The organism is Actinomadura sp. KC216 (assembly GCF_004348535.1).
GTDB lineage: Bacteria > Actinomycetota > Actinomycetes > Streptosporangiales > Streptosporangiaceae > Spirillospora.
The window spans coordinates 17288-40931 of sequence record NZ_SMJX01000038.1 but is presented as its reverse complement, the minus strand read 5'-3'; the positions used below and the strand labels follow the sequence as shown (position 1 = coordinate 40931).

Here is a 23644-nt window from a genome sequence, read left to right as displayed (position 1 = left end):
CCCGCCCCCATGCCCCGCGACCGCACATCGCCTTACGCAACGGGCTCTTTCGGCCGCTTGGACGGCCCTGAGAGCGCGCGCCGACCGTGACCACCGATTCCGGCCGACTCGGGTTTCCTGCGGGTTCAGACGACGGACAGGGGGAGGAGTTTCTTGCCGGTGGGGCCTATCTGGATCTCGGTGCCCATGGTGGGGCAGACGCCGCAGTCGTAGCAGGGGGTCCAGCGGCAGTCCTCGACCTCGGTCTCGTCCACGGCGTCCTGCCAGTCCTGCCAGAGCCATTCGCGGTCCAGGCCCGCGTCCAGGTGGTCCCAGGGGAGGACCTCTACCTCGTCGCGTTCGCGGACGGTGTACCAGGCCAGGTCCACGGGTTCCTCGGACAGTGCCTTCTCAGCGGCGGACGTCCAGCGGTCGTAGGAGAAGTGCTCGCTCCAGCCGTCGAAGCGGCCGCCGTCCTCCCACACCGCGCGAATGATCTTGCCGACGCGGCGGTCGCCACGGGAGAGGAGGCCCTCGATGATGGACGGCTGGCCGTCGTGGTAGCGCAGGCCGATGGCGCGGCCGTACTCCTTGTCGCCGCGCAGGGCGTCCTTGAGGGCGCGCAGGCGGCGATCGACGGTCTCGTGGTCGCACTGGGCGGCCCACTGGAACGGGGTGTGCGGCTTGGGCACGAAACCGCCGATGGAGACGGTGCAGCGGATGTCCTTGCGGCCGGTGGCCTCGCGTCCGGCCTGAATGACCCGCTTGGCCATGCCGGCGATGGCGAGGACGTCCTCGTCCTCCTCGGTGGGCAGGCCGCACATGAAGTAGAGCTTGACCTGGCGCCAGCCGTTCTCGTAGGCGGTGGTGACGGTGCGGATCAGGTCGTCCTCGGTGACCATCTTGTTGATCACCTTGCGCATGCGTTCGGAGCCGCCCTCCGGCGCGAACGTCAGGCCTGAGCGGCGGCCGCCGCGGGAGAACTCGTTGGCGAGGGTGATGTTGAACGCGTCCACGCGGGTGGACGGGAGGGACAGGGACGTGTTCGTGCCCTCGTAGCGGTCGGCGAGGCCCTTCGCGACGTCGCCGATCTCGCTGTGGTCGGCGCTGGACAGGCTGAGCAGCCCGACCTCCTGGAACCCCGATTCCTTGAGGCCCTGCTCGACCATGTTCCCGATCGTGGTGATCGAGCGTTCCCGGACCGGACGGGTGATCATCCCGGCCTGGCAGAACCGGCAGCCGCGGGTGCAGCCGCGGAAGATCTCCACGCTGAACCGCTCGTGGACGGTCTCGGCCAGAGGGACCAAGGGCTTCTTCGGGTAGGGCCACTGGTCGAGGTCCATGACGGTGTGCTTCTCGACCCGCCACGGCACGCCCGGACGGTTCGGCGCGACCCGCTGGATGCGGCCGTCGGGCAGGTAGGTGACGTCGTAGAAGCGCGGGACGTAGACGCCGCCGGACGCGGCGAGGCGCAGGAGGACCTCGTCCCGGCCGCCGGGCTCGCCTTCGGCCTTCCACTCGCGGATCACCTCGGTGATGGCGAGCGCGACCTCCTCGCCGTCGCCGAGGACGGCCGCGTCGATGAAGTCGGCGATCGGCTCCGGGTTGAACGCGGCGTGCCCGCCCGCGATCACGATGGGGTGGTCGGACGCGCGATCGGCGGCGTCGAGGGGGATTCCGGCGAGGTCCAGGGCGGTGAGGAGGTTCGTGTAGCCGAGTTCGGTGGAGAACGACACGCCGAGGACGTCGAACGCGGCGACGGGGCGGTGCGCGTCGACGGTGAACTGCGGGATGCCGTGCTCCCGCATGACGGCCTCCATGTCGGGCCACACCGAGTACGTCCGCTCCGCGAGGACGCCGTCGCGCTCGTTCAGGATCTCGTAAAGGATCTGGACGCCCTGGTTCGGCAGCCCGACCTCGTAGGCGTCCGGGTACATCAGCGCCCACCGGACCTCGGCCTCGTCCCAGTCCTTGATCTGGGAGTTCAGCTCGCCGCCTACGTACTGGATCGGCTTCTGCACGCCCGGGAGCAGCGGTTCCAGGCGCGGGAAGAGCGACTCGACCGGCATGACGGAATCCTCCGGGCAGGGGACGTGGAATGAACGTCCACTCTACCGGCGCGGGACTAATCGAACGGTCGGCGACGGACGTGCACGGCCTGCAGCAGGCCGAAGGCGATCATGTTGGCGAACGTCGCGGAACCGCCGTAGGACACGAACGGCAGCGGGAGGCCGGTGATCGGCATGATGCCGATCGACATGCCGACGTTCTGGAACGTCTGGAACCCCATCCAGCACACGACGCCGGTGGCGACGAGCGTCCCGAACAGGTCGGCGGCCTGGGTGGCGATGCGCAGGCCCCGCCACAGCACCACGCCGAGCAGCGCGATGATGATCGCGCCGCCGACGAAGCCGAGCTCCTCCCCCACGACCGTGAAGATGAAGTCGGTCTGCTGCTCGGGGACGAAGTGCCCGCCGGTCTGCTCGCCCTGGAACAGGCCCTTGCCGAGCAGGCCGCCCGACCCGACCGCGATCCGCGCCTGCTGCGCGTTGTACCCGGCGCCGCGCGGGTCGGCCTCGGGGTCGAGGAACGCGGTGAACCGGTCGATCTGGTAGTCCTGCAGCAGGCCGAAGAACCACACCGCGGCGGCGGCCGCCGCGCCGCCGCCGACCAGGCCGAACAGCCACCGCTTCTGCGCGCCGGAGATCGCCAGCATGCCGAGCACCACGGCGATGAACACCAGGGTGGTGCCGAGGTCGGGCTGCAGCATGATCAGCGCCGCGGGCACCCCGGCGAGGACGAGCGCGAGCAGCACGTCGCGGCGGCCCGGGCCGATCTCCCCGTCGCGCGGCTCGCCGAGGATCATCGCGAGCAGCACCACCAGGCCGACCTTCGCGAACTCCGACGGCTGCACCTGGAAGCCGCCGCCGAGCACGATCCACGAGTGCGAGCCGTTGATCGTCTCGCCGAGCGGGGTCAGCACGGCCACCAGCCCCACGCACGCCACCCCGTACAGGATCGGCACGTACGCGCGCAGCAGCCGGTAGTCGAGGACGGTGACGAGCCCGCCGAGCGCGAACCCGATGAACAGGTTCAGCACGTGCCGCTTGACGAAGCCCTCCGGATCCTTGCCCTGCTCGGTCAGCAGCGGGAACGTCGCGGAGCGGACGAGCAGCGCGCCGATGACCGACAGCGCCAGCACGGCCAGGAACAGCGGCCAGTCGAGCCGCCGCAGCCCGCCGAGCCGGCTGCGCAGCCCGCGCCGCGCCGCGTACGCCTCGACGCTCCCGGCGCCCGTCCCGGTGATCACGGCGCGGTCCCCTCGCCGCCGGGCAGCGCGGGCAGCTCGGACGGGAGCCTGCCGTCCTTGAGGAGCGGCGGGCGGTCCTTCGTCCCGTACATGGCCTCCCATATCTCCCGGACGGCCGGCGCCGCCGTGGACGCGCCCGTCCCGCCCTGGGAGACCATCGCCACCACCGCGAACCGCGGCTTCTTCATCGGGCCGATCGAGGCGAACCAGGAGGTGTCCTCCTTGCCGTACACCTCGGCGGTGCCGGTCTTGCCGCCCACCTCGACGGTCTTCATGTCGAACCCGCCGAACGCGCCCGCGGCCGTGCCCTGCTTGGGGACGTCGCCGAGCGCCTTCCGGATGTACTTGATCACCTTCTGGTCGACGGGCAGCCGCGGGGCCGGCGGCGCCTGGATCCGCTGGACGACGGTGCCGTCCGGCCGCATCACCGCGACCCCGAGCCGCGGCACGACCAGCCTCCCGCCGTTGGCGATGGCCGCGTACGCGCGGGCGAGCTGCAGCGGCGTCACCAGCACGTCGCCCTGCCCCACGGAGAAGTTCGCGGCGTCACCGGGACGCCACACGAACCCCTCGGTGCAGTTCTCCGTCGCGACCGCCTTCAGGTACGCGGCGCGCGCCGGGTCGGTCTTCGCGACCTGCGGGTAGCCCTCCTTGGCGCCCTTGCAGTTGGCGGCCTTGGTGGCCTCCCAGTACTCCTTCTTCCAGGCCCGGTCGGGGATGCGGCCCTCGCTCTCGCTCGGCAGGTCGATGCCGGTGCGCGAGCCGAACCCGTATTCGCGCGCCATCTTCACCATCGGGTCGGACGGGTTCTTCCTCGGCTTCATCCCGCCGTCGCGCTGCCACTCCTGGTACGCGAACCGGTAGAAAATCGTGTCGCAGGACACCACGAGGGCCCTGTGCAGGTTCATCGGGCCGTGGCCCTGGCCCTCGAAGTTCCGGAACGCGCGGTTGCCGACGTTGTAGGAGCCGGGGCACGGGTAGATGCCGTTGAGGTCGTTGCCGTCCTTCACCGCGGCGGCGACCGAGGAGACCTTGAAGGTGGAACCGGGCGCGAACTGCCCCTGCGTGACGCGGGAGATCAGCGGCTCGCCCTTCTTCTTGCCGAGCAGGGCCTCGTACTGCTCCTGGGAGATGCCGCCCGTCCAGATCGCCGGGTCGTAGGTCGGGTAGCTGGCCATCGCGACCATCCGGCCGGTCTGGACGTCCATCACGACCGCGGCGCCCGCGTCCGCCGGACGGCCCGCCTTGCGCGCGCCGTCGATCGCCTTCTTGAGCGCGTCCTCCGCGGCGCCCTGCACGCCCGCGTCGATACTGGTGACGAGGTGGTTGCCGGGGATGGGCGCCTGCTCCTCGGCGGTGCCGGTGACGCGTCCCTGGCTGTCGACGAGGACCTTGCGGAACCCGGTCTCGCCGCGCAGCACCGCGTCGTACTGCGCCTCCAGCCCGGCGCGCCCGACCAGGTCGACGCCGCTGTAGCCGGTGACCTTGAGGCCGGTGCGCTTGTCCATCTCCTCCTGCGTGATCGGCTGGAGGTAGCCGAGGACCTGCGCGGGCTTCGCGCCCTCCGGCTCCGGGTAGTGGCGGATGGCCTGGACCTGCGCGGTGACGCCGGGGAACTCCTCCTGCCGCTCCATGATCTGGAGCGCGCGTTTCGGATCGACGTGGTCTTCGACGGGGATCGGCTGGTACGGGGAGCCGGGCCAGCAGGGCCGCTTGATGCCTGGCCCGCACAGCCGGATCCGTTTGGTGATCTCGTCGTGGCTGATGCCGAGGACGGCGGCCAGCTTCTTCAGGATGCTCTCGCCGCCGTCCTTCTGCCGCGACAGCGTGGTCCGGTCGACGGACACGACCAGCGCGCTGGTGTTGCGGACGAGCGGACGGCCGCGGTCGTCCAGGATCATGCCGCGGACGGCGGGGACGACGATGTCGCGGGTGCGGTTCTGGGCGGCGATGCCCCTGTAGTGCTCGCCCTCCAGGACCTGCAGCGTCCACAGGCGCCCGACGAGGACGAGCAGCAGCGCGCCGACCAGTACGTACAGAACGACGAGGCGGAAGTGGGTGCGCGGGTTCACAGGCTCCCGCTCCGTCCCGACATGGCGCGGTAGCGCGCGGCGGGCACGGACAGGGTGTCGCTTCGGGGGCGTTCGCCGCGTTCGTAGCGGCGGGTGGCGCGCAGCACGGCCCACACGACGAACGGGCTCGCGATGACGTCGTACAGCACCTGCAGCGGCACCATGCTCGACACGGTCGCCCACTCGGCGCGCGGGTCGCCGAGGATCATGCCGGTGCCCGCGTACAGGACGGTCCCCGCGAGCGCGCCGGCGGCGACGGCGAAGAACGGCACGACCGACTGCCGGTCCATCTCGTCGGACGCGACGCCGCACAGGTAGCCGATGAGGCAGTACACGAGCGCGTACCGGCCGATGGTGTGGTCGGCGGGCGGGATGATGTCGGCGGCGAGGCCCGCGAGGAACCCGGTGACCATGCCCGTCATCGACCCGGCGACCAGCGCCAGCGCCACCACGGCCAGCAGCACCAGGTCGGGTTGGACGCCGCCGGGCAGCGGCAGCCGGTTCGCGACCGACACCTGCAAGATCAGCGTCACGGCGATCACGACGGCGGCCACCACCGAGCGGCCGGCCGGCGACGCCTCGGGCGGGTTCAGCACGTCAGTCCCCCCGGCTCGGATTCGTGGACGGGCTTCCCGAGCGGCTCGGCCGCGCGTCCGGGCGCCCGCTCCCGGACGGGCTCGCGGACGGGTTCGGGCTCGTGCTCGGCGTCGGGGTGGGCGGCGGTTTCGGCTTCGGCGGCAGCACCGCGTCCCGCGGGTCGGTCTTCGGCGGGGCGACCACGACGGCGACGACGTCCAGGCTGGTGAACTTCACGAACGGCCGGACGTAGGCGGTGCGGGTCAGGCCGCCGGAGGAGCGGTCGATCCGCTCGACCACGCCGATGGGGACGCCCGGGACGTAGGGCCGCTGGCCCTGCGAGCCGAGCGTGACGAGGCGCTGCCCGACCTGGACCGGCGCGGCGGAGTCGAGCAGCTGGAGGCGCAGCGGCGTGGTGCCGTGCCCGCCGAGGCCGCGGCGCCCGCGGCCCTGCACGATCCCGATCTCCTTGGAGCCTTCGAGCCGGGACCCGATCGACGAGGTCTGGTCGGTGGCGAGCAGCACGGTCGCCGTCGCGGGCCCGACGCGGGTGACGCGGCCGACGAGCCCGTCCGCGCTCATCACGGTCATGTCCCGCTTGATGCCGCTGCGGCTGCCCGCGTCGATGGTGACGGTGTCCTCGAAGCCCTGCCCGGCGGAGATGACCTGCGCGGCGAGGATCTCGTAGCCGCCCATGCCGGCGGTGCCGAGCAGCCGCTGCAGCTGGGCGGACTTGTCTTGGTCGAGGCGCATGGAGCGCAACTGCTCGCGGAGCTGCTGGTTCTGCCGTTCGAGCCGGTCGGCGCGGCGCCGCTCGCCCGGCGCGTCGGTGATCGCGTCGAGGGTGTTGCTCACCGGCCGGACCACCGACGCCGACACCCGCTCCACCGGCCCGAACACGGTCGCGCCGACACCGCGCAGCCCGCGCAGCGGGGACTCGGACCCGCCGCGGTAGTCAATGGTGATCATCGCGAGCGCCACGACGAGCAGCACGCCGAGCACGACGCGGGTACGCCGGGTGTCCTTCACCCCACCGACCTCCCGTTTCCCTAGTCCGCCGGGGGGTGTTTCAAGTGAATAATTTTCATCCTCGGTCCCCCACAAGTCATGCCACAGCGAACAGGCCGGATGAAAACCATTCAGTGTCGCGGCTCCGGCACCAGCACCTGCCGGAGTTCCTCGAAGTCCTCGACGCACTTGCCGGTGCCGAGCACCACCGAGTCGAGCGGGTTGTCCACCAGGTGGATGGGCATCCCGGTCTCCTCGCGGAGCCGCTCGTCGAGGTTCTTCAGCAGCGCGCCACCGCCGGTGAGCGCGATCCCGCGGTCCATGATGTCGCCGGACAGCTCGGGCGGGCACTTGTCGAGCGTGGTCTTCACCGCGTCCACCACGGCGTTGACCGGCTCCTCGATGGCCCGCCTGACCTCCTCGGCGGAGATCACGACGGTCTTCGGCAGCCCGCTGACGAGGTCGCGGCCGCGGATCTCGGCGTGCGGTTCCTCGTCGCCGCCGGGGTAGGCGGACCCGATCGCCATCTTGATCTCCTCGGCCGTACGTTCCCCGAGCATCAGGGAGTACTCCTTCTTGGAGAACGAGATGACGGCCTGGTCGAGCTCGTCGCCGCCGACACGGACGGACTGGCTGGTGACGATCCCGCCGAGCGAGATGATCGCGACCTCGGTGGTGCCGCCGCCGATGTCGACCACCATGTTCCCGGTCGGCTCGTAGACGGGCAGCCCGGCGCCGATCGCGGCGGCCATCGGCTCCTCGATGATGTACACGCGGCGGGCGCCGGCCTGGTAGCCGGCCTCCTTCACCGCGCGCTGCTCGACGCCGGTGATGCCGCTCGGCACCGCCACCACGATCCGCGGCTTGGCGAAATGCCGGCGTTTGTGCACCTTCTGGATGAAATAGCGCAGCATCCGCTCGGTGACGTCGAAGTCGGCGATGACGCCGTCCTTCAGCGGGCGGACCGCGACGATGTTGCCAGGCGTGCGGCCGATCATCCGCTTCGCCTCGATGCCCACCGCGACGATCTTCCCGGTGTTGGTGTTGATCGCCACCACGGACGGTTCGTTCAGGACGATGCCACGCCCGCGCACGTACACCAGAGTGTTGGCGGTACCAAGATCGACCGCCATGTCACGGCCGAGAAACGACAGCTTGTTACCCATGAAGAAAGGGAGCCCTTCAAGATTGACGGGCGTGTATAGCGGCGCGTCCATCGTAACGTGCACGGACGCCGCCGGGCAGTCACCCGGGCCCCGCAAGTCGATCAAAAACGCCCCTGTGAGCAGCCCTGCATTCACCAAAAGACGCGCGAACGACGAAGATCCGTCCGCGCGTCCCCTCATGCTCCGGGGTTGACCCGGACCCCGGCAGGTCGAACCTCAGCCGGGGTCACCGGGTCGTGCGGCCGTAGGCGCCCCGCGCCGGAGGTCGCACGACCCGACGACGCAGGCGACCGCAGCGACGCACGCACACGCCGCACAGGCACAACAGACCGCTACAGCGTCGTGAGGATCGCCTGCGTCGCGACGGGGGTTCCAGGGGGTCGCCCCCCTGGGCTAGCCGAGCTCGGGGAAGAAGAGCTTGATCTCGCGGTCGGCGGAGTACGTGGAGTCGGAGCCGTGGACGATGTTCTCGCCGATCTCCAGGGCGAAGTCGCCGCGGATGGTGCCGGGGGTGGCGCTGACCGGGTCGGTGGCGCCGGCGAGGGCGCGGAAGGCCTCGATGGCGCGCGGGCCCTCGACGACCATGGCGACGAGCGGGCCGCCGGTGATGAACTCGACGAGCTCGCCGAAGAACGGCTTGCTCGCGTGCTCCTCGTAGTGGGCCTCGGCGGTCTCCCGGGCGAGGGTGCGGAGTTCCAGCGCGACGAGCTTCAGGCCCTTGCGCTCGATCCGGGAGATGACCTCACCGATGACGCCGCGGCGGACGCCGTCGGGCTTGACGAGGACGAGAGTGCGCTCGGACACGGGTGGTTCTCCTTGGGAAACTTCGGAATATGCGGCCCGCGGATCTTACCGGGCTCCGGGGCCTGGGGCGGTCTTCCGGGACGGTCTCGCCGTCGCGGCGGCGAGGAGCACGGCGGCGGCCCCGGCGGCGATGAGCCAGATGTCGTAGCCGTCCTGCAGCGCGCGGATCCGTTCGGCCTCGGTGACCGGGCGCAGCCGTTCCAGCCGCGACGCCTGGAGGGACAGGACGAGGAGCTGCCCGGCCAGCACGGCGGGGAAGCAGAGGGACAGGCCGAACAGCGCGGCGCCGACGCCCGCGTCGCGCAGCGAGGCGGCGAGGGCCAGGCCGGCGCCGGTGCCGAGGAGGGCGAGCGGGACGAGCATCGTCCAGCGGTCGTCGAGGTGGGTGAGCAGGCCGAGCGGCAGCGCCGCGATCATCAGGGCGAGGCCGGCGCGGACCGCGTGCCGCGCGGGGGCGAGGGCGGAGGCGAGCGCCCCGGCCATCGCGGCGACGGCGGCGGCGGCGAACGGGAGCAGCGGCAGGGCGCCGCCCCGGTCGTGGGCGTCGGCGGCGGCGAGGCCGGCGAGCGGGCCCGCGACCGGGTAGCTCAGCAGGCCGGTGGCGATCATCACGGCGGCGCAGCCGAGCGGGCTGCCGGTGACGCCGTCGCGTCCGGCGGCGAGGGCGAGGCCGAGGAGGGCGGGCAGCGCGAAGGCCGCGACGATGAGCCGGGCGCCGGGCGACCAGCCGGCCGCCGCGACGACCGCGAGGAACGCGAAGCCCGCCGCCGGGACGAACGGCAGGAGGAGCTGGCCGCGTTCGGTGTGCCGGGACACGGGCAGCGTCGACGGGCCGCGCCCGCGCAGGAGCAGGTGGGCGAGCGCGGCGACGGCGGCGGCCCCGGCGGCCCACGGGAACGGGACGAGCGCGACACGCCAGTCCGGGACGGCCAGGCCGTCGGCGGGGACCGGGACGGCCATCAGCGCCAAGGGCATCGCAAGGAGAAGCGCGCCGACGAGTGTGCCCGCGAAGGCTGCGACCAAGGTTCGGCTCCGGCGTTCCCACACCAGAATGAGGCAGGCGGGCAGCATCATTCCCGCGCCCGCGCCCTGGACGGCGCGGACCGTTCCGACGAGGGGCACGGTGTGGGCGAACGTGACCGCGCCGAGCCCGGACAGCAGGACGGCGAGGCCCGCGGCGAGGACGGGCCACGCGGAGAACCGGCGCGCGGCCACGGCGGCGAGCGGCACCGCGACGACGAGCGCGGGCAGCGACAGGCCGGTGGCGCGCAGCAGCCCGCCGATCCCGTCGCCGCCGAGGTCGAGGGCGGCCGTGGCGGCGGGGACGACGTTCACGACGGCGTCCGGCACCGTGAGGACGGCGGCGGGGACGGCGGTGAGCGTCAGCAGCAGCGCGCCGGACGCGGCGAGCCGGCGGCGCGCGCGGCCCTCCGGGGGCGCGGCCGGCGGTGCCTGGACGGGGACGCCGGGTGCATGTCCGCGTGCGTGCAGGGACACGGCCTGCTCCTTCGCAGGGTCGTCATCCACCGCACGAGCATTTCCCAAATGAGAAAAATGTCGGATTCAGGGAAAGGGCTGGAATTGCACAGGATCGGCAGATGAATGAATGCGTTCCCTCGCGAATTTAGCGCGGCCGGGCGCGTTCCGCCTTGCGTCCCAGCCAAAAGGCCGTCGCCCAAAGCGCCCCGAACACGACGCCGAGGAAGAACATGGCCGGGACCATGAACCCGGTCGCGATGATCGCCACCTGCAGGACGCTGCCCGCCGCGAACGCCCACGGGAACCTCAGCAGGCCCGCCATCAGCAGGCACGCGACGGCCAGGCCGCCGCACACCGCGCCGGCGGTCGCGCCGTCGACGTCCAGGGTGGTCACCGCCACCGGGATCGCGAGCGCGATCACGATCGCCTCGCAGCCGAGGACGGTCGCGAACAGCCTCCGGGCCGGGTTCGCCGCGGCGCCCGCGCTCATACCGGTCACCGGCCTTCCCCGACGCGCAGCAGGATCCGGGCGTCGCCCGCGGTGACGACCGAGCCGGTGATCAGGACCCCGGCGCCGCGGTACTCGCCGGTTTCCTCGGCGAGGCCGATCGCCCGGTCGATCGCGTCGTCCAGGCGCTCCTCGACGTGGACGCGCTCCGGCCCGAACACGCTCTCGGCGAGCTCGGCGAGCTCCTCGGGCGGCATCGAGCGCGGGGAGGAGTTCCGCGTCACGACCAGCTCGGCCACGACGGGTTCGAGCTGGTCGAGGACGCCGGCGACGTCCTTGTCCGCGGCGATCGCGAGGACCCCGGCGAGCCGGGTGAAGCCGAACGACTCGGTGACCGTGGCGACGGTCGCGGCCATCCCGGGCGGGTTGTGCGCGGCGTCCAGCAGAACGGTCGGGCCGGTCCGCGCGACCTCCAGGCGCCCGGGCGAGGCCGACTTGGCGAAGCCGCTGCGCACGAGCGCCGGGTCGAGCTGCCCCTCGTTCCCGCCGAGGTAGTCCTCGCCGGGCGCGATGCGGGTCACGGCCTCAAGGTTGGGCTCACCCCTGGTCGGCGTGCCGCTGGCGAACGCCTCCACGGCGGCGAGGGCCGTCGCGGCGTTGCTCGCCTGATGGTCGCCGAACATGGGCAGGAAGACCTCGTCGTACACGCCGTGCAGGCCCTGGAGGCGCAGCTGCTGGCCGCCGACGGCGACGTCCCGGCTGAGCACGCCGTACTCGATGCCCTCGCGGGCCGCCGCGGCGCCGGTCTCCGCGACCCGCCGCAGCAGGACCTCGGCCGCCTCGACCGGCTGCTGCGAAAGCACCGCGACCGACCCCGGCTTGATGATCCCCGCCTTCTCGCCGGCGATCTCCTCCACGGTGTCGCCGAGGTAGCGGGTGTGGTCGAGCCCGATCGGGGTGATCACGGCGACGGCGCCGTCGGCCACGTTCGTCGCGTCCCAGATGCCGCCCATGCCGGTCTCGACCACGGCGACGTCGACGGGCGCGTCCGCGAACGCGGCGAACGCCATCGCGGTCAGGACCTCGAAGAACGACAGCCGCGCCTCGTGCTTGCCGTCGACCAGCTGCGCGAACGGGAGGACGTCCTCGTAGGCGGCGACGAACCGCTCCTCGCTGACCGGCTCGCCGTCGATCGCGATCCGCTCCCGCAGCGTGGTCAGCTCCGGGCTGGTGAACAGGCCCGTGCGCAGGCCGCGCTCGCGCAGCAGCGCCTCGATGAGCCGGGCGGTGCTGGTCTTGCCGTTCGTGCCCGCGATGTGGATCACCGGGTAGGAGCGGTGCGGCTCGCCCAGGACGTCGACCAGGTCGCGGACGCGGTCGAGGGTGGGGTCGATCTCCCACTCCACCCCGCGGGCCATGATCGCGCCGACCGCGCGCCGGTAGTCGGACGCCTCGGATACCTGGTTCACGATCTCAGAGCCTACTCCGCGGTCCAGAGGGTTCCGGACAACCCCACACTTGAACCATGGACGCGTTCTACCGGGAATGGGACCGGCGGGCACCCGGCGCGGCCCGCGACCTCGAGCGGGCCCGCGCGCTGGCGTCCGCCCTGGGGGTTCTCAGCCCGGGCGTGCCCGTCCTGACCGTCGTGGGTTCCAAGGGGAAGGGGACGGCGGCGACGTACGCGTCCGCCTTTCTGGCGGCCGCCGGTCTCCGGGTGTGCACGGTCACGAGCCCCGCTCTGCGCAGCGACCGCGAACGGATCAGGCTCGACGGGCGTGCGGTCTCTGAAGAGGAACTGGCTTATCTAGGGAGCGTTCTGGACGAGGCCAGCGCCGCTCTACCGGCGCCTTCGGGCGGCTATCTGTCGCCTTCTGGGTTGTTCACCATCGCGGGTGTCGTGCATGCGCGGCGGTCCGGGGCGGACGCGATCGTCCTGGAGGCGGGCATGGGCGGGCGGTCGGACGAGGTCTCCCTCTTCCCGCCCGCCGTCGTGGCGATCACACCGATCTTCCGGGAGCACGCGGGGGTGCTCGGGGACACCCCGGCGGAGATCGCGGAGGAGAAGCTCGGCGTGGCGGGGGCCGCGACGACCGTGCTGTCCGTCCCGCAGTCGGCCGAGGTCACCCGGGTGCTCGGAGGCGTGGAGCGGGTGGAGATCGGTGGCAGCGGGCTCGCGGCGGAGCTGCTGCCCGGCGGGCTGGTGCGCGGCAGCGCCGAGCTCGGCGCCGTCGCGGCCCGCCGGATGCCGGGCGTCGCCGAGCCGCCGGGCGGGCGGCTGCGCGACGTGCTGGCGTCGGTCGTCCTGCCCGGGCGGCTTTCCTGGCACGACGTACCGTCCTCCAGCCCCCACCCACCGCCATTCAACGGACGAGCTCCGCTCGACGGACCGAGGTCGGCGACGCGGCTGCTCGTCGACTCCGCCGTCGACGGCACGGGGATCGCCGCCGCCCTCGCCGCCGCGCGACGCGCCTGGGGCTCGATCGACCATGTCGCCGTCTGCCTCCCCGACCACAAGGACCTGGACGGCGCCGTCGCCGCGCTGGACGGGCTGCCGGTGACGTTCGTCCGGCTGCCGCACCCGCACCTGCGGTTCACCCGCCCGCTGCCGCCCGCCTGGGACATCACGGGCGCCGACGCCGTCACGCCCGCGTTCCTCGCCGCGCTCGGGCGCCGCGTGGTCGCCCTCGGGACCGTCTACTTCACCGGGCTCGTCCTGGACGCGGTCGGCGCAGAGACCGAACGGCTCTTCGTCACCGCGGCCTCTCGACGTCCTTCCTGATCCGCCGCATGATGTCGGCCATCAGCGCGAACCGCGGGTTGAACGAGGGACGGTTGGACGCGACGACGCCGTAGGAATCGGCCGTCGCCCACGCGCAGTACGTGTGGGTGTCGGCGAGGACGGCGAACGTCCCGCACACGGCCTTCCCGCCCTTCGCGCCGGGGTCGGCGCCCTGCCCGATGATGAACGTCGTCGGCCGCGCCTTCTGCAGGAAGTCGGCGGGGTCGCCGACCTGGCCCGTCCCGCCGACGAACAGGACGTTGACCGGCCGGGTGGGCTCCTCGCTGTACACGGCCGTGCCGCGCTCGGCGACCGGGACCCCGGCCGCCTCGACCGCGGCGGCGACGAACGGGTACGCCGCGCTCGCCTGCGGGGAGGTCAGGCCGTCCATGCGCAGGCCGCCGGCGGTCGCGCCCGCGCTGATCACCGTCGTGGGCGCGGGGCCGCCGGCGGCGCGGGCGTCCGCCCCGGCGGTGGGCTTCGTCCCGCCGCCGGTGCCGCCGATACCGCCGGTGTCCGTCCGGAACGCGAGCATGCCCGCCATGACGACGACGGCCCCCACCGCGGCGACGCCCCAGACGAGCAGGACCTTCGGAAACCGCTTCGCCCCGCCCGCGGACTGCCGCGCACCGGGCGACGGCGGCCTGGGCAGCGGCGGCGGGCCGGGCACCGGCGGGCCCGGCGGAAGGGGCGCCGCGGGAGGGCCGGGAACAGCCGGCAGCGGGCCCGTCCCGTCCGGGACGACCGGATGCCCGCCCGAGGCGTCCCGGATCACGATCTGCGGACCCGTCCCGGCGCCGGGGTCGGACGACCACCACGGGCGCGCGTCGCCCCAGGGCCCGCCCGTGTCCTCCGCGGGATCGCCCTCCCCGGCGGGCCGGGGCGCGTTCGGGTCATCGCCGGACGAGGAGTCCGGCGTGTCGGACCGAGGGGGTGATTCGGCCATAGCACTCCCGATGGTTCGGCTGCCGTGTCAGCCCGCAGGCAGCGCGGTCAGCTGCGACTCCAGCCGCCTGATGTCCGCCTCGGCCTGCGCGAGCCGGTCCCGGTTCTTGGCGACGACCGCCTCGGGCGCCTTCGCCATGAACGCCTCGTTGCCGAGCTTGCGGCCGACCTGCTCGACCTCCTTGCGGGCGGCGGCGAGGTCCTTCTCCAGCCGCTTGCGCTCGGCGGCGACGTCGATGGCGCCCGCCGTGTCGAGCCGGACGGTGACGTCCTCGACCGGCAGGGACGCGGTCGCCGCGAAGCCGTCGCCCGGCTCGGTGAGGCGCAGCAGCGCGCGGACGCCCTCCTCGTGCGCCGCGAGCGGCGAGCCGCCCCACTCCAGCACCGCCGCGACCTTCTGGCCGGGCTTGAGGCCCTGGTCGGCGCGGAACCGGCGGACCTCCGTCACGAGCCGCTGCAGCGACTCCACGAGCGCCTCGGCGTCGCGGTCGGCCCGTTCGGGCTCGGCGGACGGCCACGGCGCGGTGACGATCGTGTCGCCGCCGGTCAGGGACGTCCACAGCTCCTCGGTGACGAACGGGATCACCGGGTGCAGCAGCCGCAGCAGCTTGTCGAGCACCTCGCCCAGCACGCGGCGCGTCGCCTCGGCCCGGTCGTCGGCCAGCTGGACCTTCGCCAGCTCGACGTACCAGTCGCAGACCTCGTCCCACGCGAAGTGGTAGAGCGCCTCGCACGCCTTCGCGAAGTCGTAGGACTCCAGGTGCGCGTCCACCTCGGCGATCACGGTCTGGAGGCGCGACAGGACCCACGCGTCGACGGTCGTCAGCTTCTCGGGCATCTCGCCGCGGACGTGCGCGCCGTTGATCAGCGCGAACCGCGTCGCGTTCCACAGCTTGTTGCAGAAGTTGCGCGACCCCTGCGCCCACTGCTCCGCCACCGGGACGTCGCCGCCGGGGTTCGCGCCGCGCAGCAGCGTGAACCGGGTCGCGTCCGCGCCGTACTCGTCGATCCAGTCGAGCGGGTCGATGACGTTCCCGAACGACTTCGACATCTTCTTGCCGTACTGGTCGCGGACCATTCCGTGCAGGGCGATCGTGTCGAACGGCTGGACGCCGTCCATCGCGTACAGCCCGAACATCATCATGCGGGCGACCCAGAAGAACAGGATGTCGTACCCGGTGACCAGCACGGACGTCGGGTAGAACCGCTTCAGGTCGTCGGTCTCGTCGGGCCAGCCGAGCGTGGAGAACGGCCACAGCGCGGAGGAGAACCAGGTGTCGAGGACGTCGGTGTCCTGCGTCCAGCCGGCGGGCGGCTCCTCGCCGGGGGCGGGGCAGACGAACTCGCCGTCCGGCCCGTACCAGACGGGGATGCGGTGCCCCCACCACAGCTGCCGGCTGATGCACCAGTCGTGCATGTTGTCGACCCACTCGAAGTAGCGGGCCGCCATCTCCGGCGGGTGGATCTTCACGCGCCCGTCGCGGACGGCGTCGCCCGCCTCCCGCGCCAGCGACCCGACCTTCACGAACCACTGCAGCGACACGCGCGGCTCGACGACCGTCGCGCACCGCTGGCAGTGCCCGACCGAATGCTTGTAGGGGCGGACCTCCTTGACGATCCGGCCCTGCTCGCGCAGCGCGGCCACGACCGCAGGGCGCGCCTCGAACCGGTCGAGGCCCTCGAACGGCCCGGACGCGGTGACGACGCCGCGCTCGTCCATCACCGACAGGGACGGCAGCGAATGCCGGCGCCCGATCTCGAAGTCGTTCGGGTCGTGCGCCGGGGTCACCTTCACCGCGCCCGTGCCGAACCCGGGGTCGACGTGCTCGTCGGCGACGACGGGGATACGGCGGCCGGTCAGCGGAAGCTCGATCTCCCGCCCGACCAGGTGCGCGTACCGGGCGTCCTCGGGATGGACGGCGACGGCGGTGTCGCCGAGCATCGTCTCCGCCCGCGTGGTCGCGACGACGATCTCGTCCTCGCCCGACCCGTACCGGATGGAGACCAGCTCGCCGTCGACGTCCTCGTGCTCGACCTCGATGTCGGACAGGGCCGTCAGGCAGCGCGGGCACCAGTTGATGATGCGCTCGGCGCGGTAGATGAGCCCGTCCTCGAACAGCCGCTTGAAGATCGTCCGGACGGCGCGGGCGCGGTCGTCGTCCATGGTGAACGCCTCGCGCGTCCAGTCGACGCTGTCGCCGAGGCGCCGCATCTGGCCGAGGATCCGGCCGCCGGACTCCGCCTTCCACTGCCAGACCCGCTCCACGAACGCCTCGCGGCCGAGGTCGTGCCGCGACACGCCCTCCTTGGCCAGCTCGCGCTCCACCACGTTCTGGGTGGCGATGCCCGCGTGGTCCATGCCCGGCACCCACACCGTCGCGTGGCCCTGCATGCGGCGCCGCCGGACGAGCGTGTCCTGGATGGAGTGGTCGAGCGCGTGGCCCATGTGCAGCGAGCCGGTGACGTTCGGCGGCGGGATCACGATCGAGAACGGCGGCCCGTCCTGGCCGGCGGTGAACAGCCCCGCCGATACCCACCGCTCGTAGAGGCGGCCTTCCACGTCCGCCGGACGGTACTGGGTGGGCAGGTCGACGTCTGCGGCGGCCCCCTGGCCGCGCTGAGTGCTGGGCTGTGTCACGGCTGACGATTCTACGGGGACCGCGGAGGCGCCCGGCCCCGCCGGCCGGGCGTTTCCCGCCGCGGTCGGGACACAGGTCACCTGACACCGGGTCGCCCCACCGGAAAGGGTTGCGGGGATACCCGAAACGGCGAGGCGGAGGGGAGGGACGGGATGCGAGCGGTACTGGCACGTGCAGCGGTGCTGGCCGGCGCGTTCACCGCGGGGGCCGTGGCGGCGCGTGCCGCGACCATCCCTCACCTCCGCCGCCTCACCGCCGACCTGCAGCGATCGCGGGAACGGATCCTCGCCAGCCGCGAGGAGGAGCGCCGCCGGCTGCGGCACGACCTGCACGACGGGCTCGGGCCGACGCTCGCCAGCCTCGCCATGTCGCTGGACGCCGCGCGCATCACGCTCGCCTGCGAACCGGAACGTGCCGATCCGCTGCTCGCCGACGTCAGGGACCGGCTGGCCTCGGCGGTCGGCGAGATCCGCGACCTGGCGCACGGCCTGCGCCCGCCCGCCCTCGACGACCTAGGGCTCGTCGCGGCCATCGAGTCGTTCGCCGAAGGCTGCTGCGAGCGGGTCGACGTGCGCTTCGACGGCGCGCACCTGGAGCTGCCCGCCGCCGTCGAGGTCGCGGCGTACCGCATCGCGCAGGAGGCGCTGACGAACGTCCGGCTGCACGCGCCCGGCAGCACGGCGATGGTCCGGCTGACGCGCGACGCCGAGCTCCACCTGATGGTGGCCGACACCGGCCCCGGCCTGCCCGACGCGTCCCGCAACGGCGGCCTGCCCATGCGGCGCGGGATGGCGGCGATGAAGGAGTGGGCCGCCGAGGTCGGCGGCAACTGCGCGATCACCTCCCGCAACGGCGGCGGGACCGTCGTCACCGCCCACCTCCCGCTCGCCGCCGCGGCGGCGGCCGCCGGGTACCATCGTCCTTCCACGGGAAGAGGCGGGGCGTAGATGGCGGAGACGATCCGGGTCCTCATCACCGACGACCATCCGGTGTTCAGGCAGGGCCTCAAGGGCCTGCTGCAGGCGCTGGGCGTGGACGTCGTCGGCGAGGCGGAGAACGGTCCGGACGCGGTCCGGCTGGCCGCCGAGCTCCAGCCCGACGTCGTCGTGATGGACCTGCACATGCCGGGCGGCAACGGCATCGAGGCCACCCGCACCATCACCCGGACCAGCCCCCGCATCGGCGTGCTGGTGCTGACGATGTTCCGCGACGACGACTCCGTCTTCGCGGCGATGCGCGCCGGCGCCCGCGGCTACTTGCTGAAGGAGTCCGGCGCCGAGGAGATCGCCCGCGCGGTCCGGGCCGTCGCGGCCGGCGAGGCCATCTACGGCCCCGAGATCGCCCGCCGCGTCCTCACCTACTTCACCGACATGCCCGACCCGCGCCGCGCCGCGTTCCCCGAGCTCACCGACCGGGAACGGGAGGTGCTGGGGCTGATCGCGCAGGGCCGCAGCAACGCCGACATCGCCGGGACGCTGTTCCTCAGCCAGAAGACCGTCCGCAACCACGTCTCGAACATCTTCATGAAGCTCCACGTCGCCGACCGCGCCCAGGCGATCGTCGTGGCGCGCGAGGCCGGTCTCGGCGAATCGTCCACCACCCGCCACTGAAACGCCGAACGCCCCCGACCGCGAGGTCGAGGGCGTTCCCGCGTCTGCCTCGGGGGTTCCAGGGGGTCGTCCCCCTGGGCCGGTATGTGATCGGGGCAGCGGTCCGCGCTCTCCAGCGGACACACCGCCCCCATCACACCCCGATCACGCCGACTTCTCGCGCGGCTCGCGCTTGGGGCGGTCGCGCGGGACGAGGGTCGGGTTGACGTGCTCCAGCACGGCCTCGCGGGTGATGACGACGCGGGCGACGTCCTGGCGGCTCGGCACCTCGTACATCACCGACAGCAGGACCTCCTCCATGATCGCGCGGAGGCCGCGGGCTCCGGTGCCGCGCAGGATCGCCTGGTCGGCGATGGCCTCCAGCGCGTCGTCGGTGAACTCCAGATCGACGCCGTCGAGCTCGAAGAGCCGGTGGTACTGGCGGACCAGCGCGTTCTTCGGCTCGGTGAGGATGTTGATCAGGGCCTCGCGGTCGAGGTTGTGCACCGAGGTCATGATCGGCAGCCGGCCGATGAACTCGGGGATCATGCCGAACTTCAGCAGGTCTTCCGGCATGACGTCGCCGAGCACGGCGGACGACTCGTCGAAGTCGGACTTGGAGCGGATCTGGGCGCCGAAGCCCATGCCCTGCTTCCCGACCCGCGACTCGACGATCTTCTCCAGGCCGGCGAACGCGCCACCGCAGATGAACAGCACGTTGGTCGTGTCGATCTGGATGAACTCCTGGTGCGGGTGCTTGCGCCCGCCCTGCGGCGGGACGCTCGCGGTGGTGCCCTCCAGGATCTTCAGCAGCGCCTGCTGGACGCCCTCGCCCGACACGTCCCGGGTGATCGACGGGTTCTCGCTCTTGCGGGCGACCTTGTCGACCTCGTCGATGTAGATGATCCCGGTCTCGGCCTTCTTGACGTCGTAGTCGGCCGCCTGGATGAGCTTGAGGAGGATGTTCTCGACGTCCTCCCCCACGTATCCGGCCTCCGTCAGCGCCGTCGCGTCCGCGATCGCGAACGGCACGTTGAGGAGTTTGGCGAGCGTCTGCGCGAGGAGCGTCTTACCGGATCCGGTGGGGCCGAGCAGCAGAATGTTCGACTTGCCGATCTCGACCGGGTCGTCCCGGCCGTTGTCGCCCGACTGGATCCGCTTGTAGTGGTTGTAGACGGCGACGGACAGCGCCTTCTTCGCCGTCTCCTGCCCGATCACGTAGGAGTCGAGGAACTCGTAGATCTCCCGCGGTTTGGGCAGGTTGTCCCACTTGAGGTCGGAGGTCTCGGAGAGCTCCTCCTCGATGATCTCGTTGCAGAGATCGATGCACTCGTCGCAGATGTACACGCCCGGACCCGCGATGAGCTTCTTGACCTGCTTCTGGCTCTTTCCGCAGAACGAGCACTTCAGCAGGTCACCGCCGTCGCCGATGCGTGCCACCCAACTGTCTCCTTTTCGTGGGGCCGCCCGCCATGGAGGTTGCGGCGCAGCTCGGTTGCGTCCCGAAGGCTCTCGACGTTGGTTTCGACGTTACCGCCTCCAACGGACTTGGGAAGCCCCTCGCCCGGAAGTGTGACGCCCGGGCTCGGGGGTCTCCCTCGTCCAGGTGCCGTCTCAGGACGACACTACCTCGGCCTTGCGCTTCCTGCTGGCGAAGACGTCGTCGATAAGACCGTATTCCTTCGCCTCGTCCGCCGTGAGGATCTTGTCGCGCTCGATGTCGCGGCGGACGTCGTCGATGCTCTTGCCACTGTGCTCGGCCAGGATCGTCTCCAGCAGCTCCCGGATCCGCATGATCTCGCGCGCCTGGATCTCGATGTCGCTGGACTGGCCGTAGGTGCCCTCGGTCGCGGGCTGGTGGATCAGCATCCGCGCGTTGGGCAGCGCGGCGCGCTTGCCCGGCGTCCCGGCGGCGAGCAGCACCGCCGCGGCGGACGCGGCCTGGCCGATGCAGACCGTCTGGATGTCCGGCTTCACGAACTGCATCGTGTCGTAGATCGCCGTCATGGCGGTGAAGGACCCGCCGGGCGAGTTGATGTAGATGCTGATGTCGCGGTCGGGGTCGATCGACTCCAGCGTGATCAGCTGGGCCATCACGTCGTTGGCGGACGCGTCGTCGATCTGCACGCCGAGGAAGATGATCCGCTCCTCGAACAGCTTGTTGTACGGGTTCATCTCCTTGACCCCGTACGTGGTGCGCTCGACGAACGACGGAATGATGTACCGGCTCTCGGCCGGGGCCGGGCCGCCGCCCGCCTGGACGCCGGGCCGGCCCGGATCGGTGAAGCCCGGTCGGATGAGGTCGCTCACTGTCTGCCTCCGAAATTCTGGTCAGGTCGTCAGGAGACCGTGCCCTCGGAGGGCACCTGGGTGGCGCTGAGCACCACGTGGTCGACGAATCCGTAGTCCTTGGCCTCTTCGGCGGTGAACCAGCGGTCGCGGTCGGAGTCGCGCTCGATCTGCTCGAGCGGCTGGCCGGTGTGCTCGGCGATCTTCTCGGCGAGCGTCCGCTTGACGTACAGCATCTGCTCCGCCTGGATCTTGATGTCGGAGGCGGTGCCGCCGATGCCGCCGGACGGCTGGTGCATCATGATCCGCGCGTGCGGCAGGGCGTAGCGCTTGCCGCGCGTCCCCGCGCACAGCAGGAACTGGCCCATCGACGCGGCGAGGCCCATGCCGACCGTGACGACGTCGTTCGGGACGTACTGCATGATGTCGTAGATCGCCATGCCGGCGGTGACGGAGCCACCTGGCGAGTTGATGTAGAGCGTGATGTCGCGTCGGCCGTCCTCGGCCGACAGGAGCAGCAGCTCCGCGCTGATGCGGTTGGCGATGTCGTCGTCGACCTGCTGGCCGAGGAAGACGATCCGCTCGCGCAGCAGCCGCTGGAAAAGCTGGTCGCCCAGAGGCAACATGGGCGCCTCGGCGACCCGCGCCTGGATCCGCGACGACTCGTCGAAAGTCGGAGGCATGCTCACCGGTGTTCCTCCGGTCCTTTTATCGGTTCGGATGATTGGACATTAACGCGCTCGCGGGCCCGCTTAAGCCCGTGGGGGCGGCTTTTCGCCAGGGGCGTACCCGCTGGCGACCGGGCGTGTCATCCGAATACGTGACACGCCCCGCACCCGGTGTACGGATGCGGGGCGTGCCCGATGCTGTGCAGAACGTCCAGGGGGCGCTAGGAGGACTTGCCTTGGGCCTCGTCCGGCTCCCCGGCCGGGGACTCCTCTGCGGCGGTCTCAGCCGCGTCTTCGGGGGCCTCGGCGGTCTCGGCACCGGCCTGGTCCGTGGCCGCGGTGTCCTCGGTGTCCTCGGCCTCCTCGGTCGACTCGGCCTCGGCGGTCTCGCCGCTCAGCTCGCGCTGGACGGCCTCGACGTCGATGACGTTGCCCGACTCGTCCTTGACGGTGACGTGCTCGACGACGAGGTTCAGCGCCTTGCTGCGCAGCACCTCCGAGACGATCGCCGGGAGCTGGTTGTTCTCGGTGAGGTACTGGGCGAGCTGCTGCGGCTGGACGCCCATCTGCATGGCCTGCGTGACGACGTACTCGCTGAGCTCCTCGTTCTCCACGTTCAGCTCCTCCTGGACGGCGAGCTGGTCGAGGACGAAGCCGCCCTTCACCGCGAGGCGGGCGGCGTCGGCGACCTCGGTGTCGAACTCCTCCGCGGACTTCTCCTCGTCCTTGAGGTAGTCCTCCTTGGTCATGCCGGCCATCTGGAGCTGCTGCTCCAGCTGCTGGTTGCGGCGGCCGATCTCCTCGTCCACGACCTTGTCGGGGAGCGGGATGTCGATCTTCTCCAGCAGCGCCTCGAGGGCCTTGTCGCGCGCGTCGGACAGCTGCTGGGCCTTCACCTGCCGGCCGAGCCGGGTCCGGACGTCGTCGCGGAGCTCCTCGATCGTGTCGAACTCGCTGGCCAGCTGGGCGAACTCGTCGTCCAGGTCGGGCAGGTTCTTGATCTTGACGCTCTGCACGGTGGCCGTGATCTCGGCCTCCTCGCCGGCGTGCTCGCCGCCGGTCAGCGTGCCGGTGAAGGTGGCCTCCTCGCCCGCGGCGAGGCCGATGAGCGCGTCGTCCAGGCCCTCGACGGAGGTCTTGCTGCCGACCTCGTAGGAGTAGCCGGAGGTGGAGGCGTCCGCGACCTCCTCGCCGTCGATCCGCGCGACCAGGTCGACGGTGGCGAAGTCGCCCTCCTCGACGGCCCGCTCGGCGGTGGTCAGCGAGGCGAACCGCTCGCGCAGGTTGCCGAGGGTCTCCTCGACCTGCTCGTCGGTCACCTCGGCGTCGTCGACGACGACCTCCAGGCCGTCGTAGTCGGGCACCTCGAACTTCGGCCGGATGTCGACCTCGGCGGTGAACGCGAACTGGGTGCCGTCCTCCAGCTCGGTCACCTCGACGTCGGGCTGCCCGAGCACGAAGAGCTCGGACTCCTCGACGGCGCGGCCGTACAGCCCGGGAAGCGCGTCGTTGACCGCCTCCTGCAGCACCGCGCCCCGGCCGACGTACTTGTCGATCAGCGGGGCGGGGACCTTGCCGGGCCGGAAGCCCTTGATCCGCACCTGCTGCGAGATCTCCTTGTACGCCTTGTCGAGGTTCGGCTTGAGCTCGTCGAACGGAACCTCGACGGTGAGCTTGACCCGCGTGGGGGTCAGCTCCTCGACATCGGTCTTCACTGGGGTCGGTCTCCTTGATCGGGCGCTTTCTCGCCGCGGCGTTCGACGCGTGCGTCTGGGTGCTGCCTGCGAGGCCCTCGGCCCGCGCGGACGGCCTTCATGGGGTGGCCCGTCCGTGCCGTCCATCGGCCGGTCGGTCTCTCGGCGGCGCGGGCACGCCGAACACGGCTCCGCG

The 23644-nt window shown here is 71.8% G+C and carries 19 protein-coding genes; 3 read left to right on the top strand and 16 right to left on the bottom strand.

The features are described from left to right. Window positions 1-125: 125 nt before the first annotated feature. The 10 genes from E1264_RS09440 to E1264_RS09395 form a co-directional block, all read right to left on the bottom strand. The gene (locus E1264_RS09440; RefSeq protein ID WP_132171704.1) at window positions 126-2048 is read right to left on the bottom strand and encodes a TIGR03960 family B12-binding radical SAM protein; all 1923 of its coding nucleotides are present in this window, start codon (window positions 2046-2048) and stop codon (window positions 126-128) included. Between the two features lie 56 nt (window positions 2049-2104). Beyond that, window positions 2105-3289, bottom strand: coding sequence for a rod shape-determining protein RodA (gene rodA / locus E1264_RS09435; RefSeq protein ID WP_243710833.1), 1185 nt, complete (start codon window positions 3287-3289; stop codon window positions 2105-2107). Then, entirely contained in the window at window positions 3286-5361 is a 2076-nt protein-coding gene (gene mrdA / locus E1264_RS09430; protein ID WP_132171700.1) for a penicillin-binding protein 2, read from the bottom strand. The genes rodA and mrdA overlap by 4 nt, the downstream gene beginning before the upstream one ends. Then, complete coding sequence (mreD, locus tag E1264_RS09425) at window positions 5358-5957, bottom strand: rod shape-determining protein MreD (protein ID WP_132171698.1); 600 nt, start codon at window positions 5955-5957, stop codon at window positions 5358-5360. Before mreD ends, mrdA begins: the two co-directional genes overlap by 4 nt. A gap of 1 nt (window position 5958) precedes the next feature. After that, on the bottom strand, window positions 5959-6966 hold the full coding sequence (mreC, locus tag E1264_RS09420; protein ID WP_132171696.1) for a rod shape-determining protein MreC: 1008 nt from the start codon (window positions 6964-6966) through the stop codon (window positions 5959-5961). A 110-nt stretch (window positions 6967-7076) separates the two neighbouring features. Then, window positions 7077-8099: a rod shape-determining protein gene (locus E1264_RS09415; protein WP_325050842.1), complete on the bottom strand. Its 1023-nt coding sequence runs from the start codon at window positions 8097-8099 to the stop codon at window positions 7077-7079. Window positions 8100-8504: 405 nt separating this feature from the next. Continuing rightward, window positions 8505-8915, bottom strand: coding sequence for a nucleoside-diphosphate kinase (ndk, locus tag E1264_RS09410; protein ID WP_132171694.1), 411 nt, complete (start codon window positions 8913-8915; stop codon window positions 8505-8507). A gap of 45 nt (window positions 8916-8960) precedes the next feature. After that, window positions 8961-10412, bottom strand: a complete 1452-nt coding sequence (locus tag E1264_RS09405) for a hypothetical protein (RefSeq protein WP_132171692.1) — start codon at window positions 10410-10412, stop codon at window positions 8961-8963. A 127-nt stretch (window positions 10413-10539) separates the two neighbouring features. Next, on the bottom strand, window positions 10540-10884 hold the full coding sequence (locus tag E1264_RS09400; protein WP_132171712.1) for a DUF4233 domain-containing protein: 345 nt from the start codon (window positions 10882-10884) through the stop codon (window positions 10540-10542). Between the two features lie 5 nt (window positions 10885-10889). Beyond that, window positions 10890-12260, bottom strand: a complete 1371-nt coding sequence (locus tag E1264_RS09395) for a folylpolyglutamate synthase/dihydrofolate synthase family protein (RefSeq protein WP_132171710.1) — start codon at window positions 12258-12260, stop codon at window positions 10890-10892. 107 nt (window positions 12261-12367) lie between these two features. On the opposite strand from E1264_RS09395, the gene E1264_RS09390 reads away from it, so the two are divergent. Further along, window positions 12368-13624, top strand: a complete 1257-nt coding sequence (locus E1264_RS09390; protein ID WP_132171690.1) for a hypothetical protein — start codon at window positions 12368-12370, stop codon at window positions 13622-13624. Here the strand turns inward: E1264_RS09390 and E1264_RS09385 are convergent. Together E1264_RS09385 and E1264_RS09380 are read right to left on the bottom strand one after the other, a co-directional pair. Further along, entirely contained in the window at window positions 13596-14570 is a 975-nt protein-coding gene (locus tag E1264_RS09385; RefSeq protein ID WP_132171688.1) for a hypothetical protein, read from the bottom strand. The two genes, E1264_RS09390 and E1264_RS09385, sit on opposite strands and share 29 nt — an antisense overlap. A gap of 27 nt (window positions 14571-14597) precedes the next feature. Further along, window positions 14598-17207 (bottom strand): valine--tRNA ligase, encoded by a 2610-nt coding sequence (locus tag E1264_RS09380; protein WP_132171686.1) that lies wholly within the window; start codon window positions 17205-17207, stop codon window positions 14598-14600. A gap of 153 nt (window positions 17208-17360) precedes the next feature. Here E1264_RS09380 and E1264_RS09375 point away from each other — a divergent pair, with 153 nt between their 5' ends. Together E1264_RS09375 and E1264_RS09370 are read left to right on the top strand one after the other, a co-directional pair. Further along, the gene (locus E1264_RS09375) at window positions 17361-18155 is read left to right on the top strand and encodes a sensor histidine kinase (protein WP_132171684.1); all 795 of its coding nucleotides are present in this window, start codon (window positions 17361-17363) and stop codon (window positions 18153-18155) included. Beyond that, window positions 18156-18818: a response regulator transcription factor gene (locus E1264_RS09370; RefSeq protein WP_132171682.1), complete on the top strand. Its 663-nt coding sequence runs from the start codon at window positions 18156-18158 to the stop codon at window positions 18816-18818. A 144-nt stretch (window positions 18819-18962) separates the two neighbouring features. Here E1264_RS09370 and clpX read toward each other — a convergent pair whose 3' ends face one another. The 4 genes from clpX to tig form a co-directional block, all read right to left on the bottom strand. Next, the gene (gene clpX / locus E1264_RS09365) at window positions 18963-20237 is read right to left on the bottom strand and encodes an ATP-dependent Clp protease ATP-binding subunit ClpX (protein ID WP_132171681.1); all 1275 of its coding nucleotides are present in this window, start codon (window positions 20235-20237) and stop codon (window positions 18963-18965) included. Window positions 20238-20411: 174 nt separating this feature from the next. Continuing rightward, window positions 20412-21107, bottom strand: coding sequence for an ATP-dependent Clp protease proteolytic subunit (locus tag E1264_RS09360; RefSeq protein WP_279490214.1), 696 nt, complete (start codon window positions 21105-21107; stop codon window positions 20412-20414). 29 nt (window positions 21108-21136) lie between these two features. Further along, on the bottom strand, window positions 21137-21769 hold the full coding sequence (locus E1264_RS09355; protein WP_132171706.1) for an ATP-dependent Clp protease proteolytic subunit: 633 nt from the start codon (window positions 21767-21769) through the stop codon (window positions 21137-21139). A 206-nt stretch (window positions 21770-21975) separates the two neighbouring features. Beyond that, window positions 21976-23469, bottom strand: a complete 1494-nt coding sequence (gene tig / locus E1264_RS09350) for a trigger factor (protein WP_132171679.1) — start codon at window positions 23467-23469, stop codon at window positions 21976-21978. Window positions 23470-23644: the final 175 nt, after the last annotated feature.